The organism is uncultured Campylobacter sp., assembly GCF_937890585.1.
GTDB lineage: Bacteria > Campylobacterota > Campylobacteria > Campylobacterales > Campylobacteraceae > Campylobacter_A.
In genome coordinates this window covers 1-4,504 of record NZ_CALACG010000004.1, presented here as the reverse complement: position 1 = coordinate 4,504, position 4,504 = coordinate 1, and the positions used below count along the sequence as shown (strand labels likewise).

The following is a 4,504-nucleotide window of genomic DNA, read 5'->3' as shown; positions in this document are numbered from 1 at the left end:
AAGTAATTGGTTAAGAGTCTGCTCTCTTTCATCATGTCCACCACCAAGTCCTGCTCCTCTTTTTCTCCCGACAGCATCTATTTCGTCAATAAACACTATACATGGCGCTGTTTTTTTAGCTTGGTCAAATAGTTCTCTTACTCTTGCAGCTCCAACCCCTACATACATCTCAACAAATCCTGAACCGCTTATTGAATAAAACGGTACTCCCGCTTCACCTGCAACTGCCTTTGCTACAAGTGTCTTACCAACGCCTGGAGGGCCTATCATTAGCACGCCTTTTGGCATTTTGATACCAAAATTTCTATATTTTTGCGGATTTTTAAGAAAATCAACTATCTCACTAAGCTCGCTTTTGACCTCGCTAATGCCTGCCACATCGCTAAATCTCACGTTTGAGATGACTGGCATCGCATTTTGATTTAGCACGCTTTCTATCTCAAAAGCGCCATCTTTTTTGTTTAAAAGGCTCTCCTCTTTTTTTTTAATAGCCCTAAAAATATAGGAGTACCAAAGCACAAGGCAAACAAAGATGATGCTTCCCCAAACCATGCCAGGAGTGATATACTGCACGCTTCGCTCGACTGGGACCTTTTTGATGAGCTCTTTTATGTCTATGCCCTCTTTTATGATGGCAAAGCGGTTATTTTGCGCATAGAGTATGACCTCATCTTCGTCGATGACCGCTTTATCGATGAAATTTCCATCCATTAGTTGCATATATTGCGAGTAGGTGATGTTTCGTGGCTCTTTGCTCACAGCAAAAAGTAGCGCTATTATCAGAGCCACAGCGGCAAATATTAGGATATTTTTCTTGTTAAATTTAAATTTTTGCATAATTGGCATCTGGCTTAATTTCATATTCGCTTACCTCCAACCACTCTTTTGTTATGTCATTTTGACTAGAAATTTTAGCTTTGTTGTAAAACTGATCAAAGCCCTCGTAAAAGTCGCCGTTTTTTTGCTCGACTAAAATTTTTAAAGTCCCGTTATGTTTTTTTCTAAAATTTTCATTATTTTGCAAAGCAATGCCTTGTAAAATTTTGAGTCTACTCTTTGCCACGTCGCCGCTAACATCGCTTTTTAGCGTCGCTGAGTGCGTATCACGCCTAGGCGAATAGACAAAAGCGTGCAAATGCGTGATAGGAAATTTCTTGAAATTTTCCACCGCCTCTGCCCAAATTTCTTCACTCTCACCTGGATGACCCACGATATAGTCAGTCCCCAAAGCAAAGCCAAGTGAGCTTAGTTCATTAAAAAGCTCTAAGTCACTAAACGCGTTGTTTCGCCTGCGCATGATCTTTAACATCGCCTGGCTCGTATGCTGAAGTGCGATGTGAAGATGACGCTCCAACCACTCCTCTTTTAAAATTTCTCTAAAGCTCTCATCTATCTGGCTTGGCTCGATACTGCCAAGTCTTATGCGTCTGATGCCTGAAATTTTGCCTAAATTTGCTAGCAATTTGCCAAGAGAGCTATTTGTATCCTTGCCGTAGCTGCCTATGTTTGTGCCCGTTAGCACTAGCTCGTTGTAGCCGTTGTAGGCTAAAATTTTAGCCTCTTTTAAAATCGCCTCCTCGTCCATACTGCGCGCCTTGCCGCGAACGGCCGGGATGATGCAGTAGCTACACGCAAAGTCGCAACCCTCTTGGATTTTGATAAAGGCTTTGGTGTGATTTTCGTAGTTTGTTACGATGTTTTTATCGACTGAGTTTAAATTTCCAAGCTCAAAAAAGGGCTTTTCTTGTTTTAAAAGCTCATTTAGATCGCTCTTTTTGCTAGCTCCAAGCACGCCAAAAATGCCGCTTGCAAACAGCTCCTTGCCCTTACTAACCGCCCCACATCCTGTTAGTATAACCTTTGCCCCGCGTCTTTTTACGCCGTTTATATAGTTTCTAACGCCACTATCAGCCGAGTTTGTCACGGTGCATGAGTTTATGACTACGATATCAGCGACCTCTTCGTCGTTTGTGATCTCGTAGTCTTTGATGTAGCTCTTTAAAAGCTCGGTGTCATAGATGTTTGTGCGGCATCCAAATGTCTTAAAAAATATCTTTTGCATTAGATATTTTCGCCCTCTTGCTCAGCGTGAGCTACGTGATCGCTTGGCGTTTCTTTTTTACCTATAAACATAGTTTGTGTTGGGTAAGCTATCTTTATATCATCGTGAGCCAAAAATGCCTCTATGATCTCAGCGCTTATCGTGCTTCTTAGAGCGAGCGTGGCGTATGAATTAGACATATACCAGCATGAGATATTGATGCCATAAGGCTCAAAAAATGTATAAATTCTTGGCTCTACATTTGGATTTTTGATGCTGTACTGGCTTCTTAGCTTATTCATCTGACGTTTTGCAATGTCTGTATAGCCTTTTGAATATTTTTTAACGATATTTTTTGCTAGATAGGCGGCCTTTTTGTGATTGCTATCAAAGCTTATCACGACATCTATGCCGTCCCAAACTGTCTTCATGCCGTAGTGCGAGTAGTTTGCGATGAGGTCTGTAAAGATGTAGTTATTTGGCACAAAGATGATCCTACCTGCACGGCGGTTTGTCTTATAAGTTGAGTAGCTAACATCTTCAAAAACGGTTAGACGAAGTAGTGAAATGTCTATCACATCGCCCACAAATTCACTACCGTCGTGATAGACCCTGACACGGTCTCCCACGTGGATCGTGCCACCAAACATGATAACCATCCAGCCAAGCATGCTCATAAACATATCTTTCATCGCGATGGCGATACCAGCTGAGGCAAAACCTAGCACGGTGACTAGATATGTGACATTTTCGATGTATGAAAAAAGTAGTATTATGATGATAACGGTGATGTTTAGCACGTTTAAAAATTTATTGACCGTGTAAAATCTCTCGTTATCCGTGATCGTTCTTTTAACGATAAATTTAGCGATAAATGTTAGTCCGATCGTTAAAAGGATGACGACGGCTGTGTAGCCCATGCTTAAAAACTGAGCCTTTATGTCAGATGTCGTCATATTTACCGCTTCATCTGCCCTTTTTTCATAGACGCTATAAGTGGTATCAGCGATCTGTTTTGCCGCTTTGAAGTCGCCTATCTCTTGCTTTGCAAGGTTTAGACTTGCTCTATTTTGCTCGCTATCATCTATCAAATTTAGTCTATTTAGCAAATTTTCTTTTGCTTCAAGCTTCTCAAGCAAGGTGTCAAGCTCTTTGATGTGCCTTTGGTACTCGATCTTGTCGCTTCTTATCTTTTTGATGTATGAAAAGCCAGATACCAGCGCCACTGGGCTATTTATCCTAGGTGGTGTCTCCATTTCTGGGGCTGCAAGCATATTTGAAAATGGCGTTTTCTCATACTCTTTTAGCAAATTTATCTGCTCTTTTAGAGTTTGACTTCTCTTTATGAGATCGCCACCTCTTTTTGAGCCTTTATCAAGCTTTTTAAGCTCATTTTCATTTTGCTCTAGCTCATCAAGAAGCTTTTGATAGGTGTTGTAGTTGGCGTATCTTGTGATCCAGATGTTGTTTTTTAGGGAGTTATCTAGGTTTGAAATTTCTTTTATAAGCTCGCTATTTTGTAAATTTTGTGAGACATTTTGCTCAAGTGTGGCATTTTCTTCAGCATAAAGCGCAAAGCAAAAAACTAAAAAAACTAAGATCTTTTTCATTTAAATTCTCTCAAAGTTTCTAAAACGTCCTCTTTTTTGACGTCATTTTTGATGAACGCACTGCCGATTTTATCTGCGATGATGAAATTTATCTTATCACCTTTTGTCTTTTTATCCATAAAAAACGCCTCGTAAAATGCATATTCATTTTCTATTTTATAGCTTACAGGCAGATCAAATTTCTCTAAAACCTGCTTGATCTCCTCTGCCTGCGCCTCACTCATGAGACCTAGTCTAACGCTTAGGCGATTTGCCATATTTATACCTATCGCCACCGCTTCGCCGTGTAAAAATTCTTTGTAATTTGTCTCATTTTCGATGACATGAGCGAAGGTGTGACCATAGTTTAGGATGGCTCTTAGCCCCTTTTCTTTTTCATCTTGCTCAACCACTCTAGCCTTTAAATTTATTGATTTTTCAACCAGCTTAGCTAAATTTTCATCGTCTAAATTTACGCTCTTTAGCCAGTCAAACATCTCTTTATCAAAAGTTATCGCCATCTTTAAAGCCTCAGCCACGCCAGCTGCAAATTCTCTCTTTTGCAATGTTTTTAAGAAATTTATCTCGCAAAAAACTGCCTTTGGCTGATAAAATGATCCGATTAAATTTTTACCAAATTTGTTATTTACGCCCGTTTTTCCGCCCACACTGGCATCGACTTGTGCTAAAAGCGTGGTTGGGATATTGATGAAGTTTATCCCTCTTTCATAAATGCTTGCCACAAAGCCGGTCATATCGCTTATGACGCCACCGCCAAGGGCTATGAGCGTAGATGAGCGGTCAAATTTACTAACAAAAAGCTGCTCTAAAATTTGCTCTATCGTCTCAAGGTTTTTATACTCTTCGCCGTCAG

The 4,504-nt window shown here is 40.3% G+C and carries 4 protein-coding genes; all 4 read right to left on the bottom strand.

Translation table 11 applies throughout. The features are described 5' to 3' along the window. A partial coding sequence (locus Q0296_RS00120; protein ID WP_298035573.1) for an ATP-dependent metallopeptidase FtsH/Yme1/Tma family protein occupies positions 1–861 on the bottom strand: 861 nt, incomplete at its 3' end. Beyond that, entirely contained in the window at positions 824–2,062 is a 1,239-nt protein-coding gene (gene mtaB, locus Q0296_RS00115; protein WP_298035572.1) for a tRNA (N(6)-L-threonylcarbamoyladenosine(37)-C(2))-methylthiotransferase MtaB, read from the bottom strand. The genes mtaB and Q0296_RS00120, both read right to left, overlap by 38 nt. Continuing rightward, positions 2,062–3,651, bottom strand: a complete 1,590-nt coding sequence (locus Q0296_RS00110; protein ID WP_298035571.1) for a mechanosensitive ion channel domain-containing protein — start codon at positions 3,649–3,651, stop codon at positions 2,062–2,064. Before Q0296_RS00110 ends, mtaB begins: the two co-directional genes overlap by 1 nt. Next, a partial coding sequence (aroB, locus tag Q0296_RS00105; RefSeq protein ID WP_298035570.1) for a 3-dehydroquinate synthase occupies positions 3,648–4,504 on the bottom strand: 857 nt, incomplete at its 5' end. The genes Q0296_RS00110 and aroB, both read right to left, overlap by 4 nt.

Bases quoted from the DNA above. Each gene is read 5' to 3' on its own strand.
- mtaB (WP_298035572.1), bottom strand. From the start codon at position 2,062: ATGCAAAAGATATTTTTTAAGACATTTGGATGCCGCACAAACATCTAT.
- Q0296_RS00110 (WP_298035571.1), bottom strand. From the start codon at position 3,651: ATGAAAAAGATCTTAGTTTTTTTAGTTTTTTGCTTTGCGCTTTATGCT.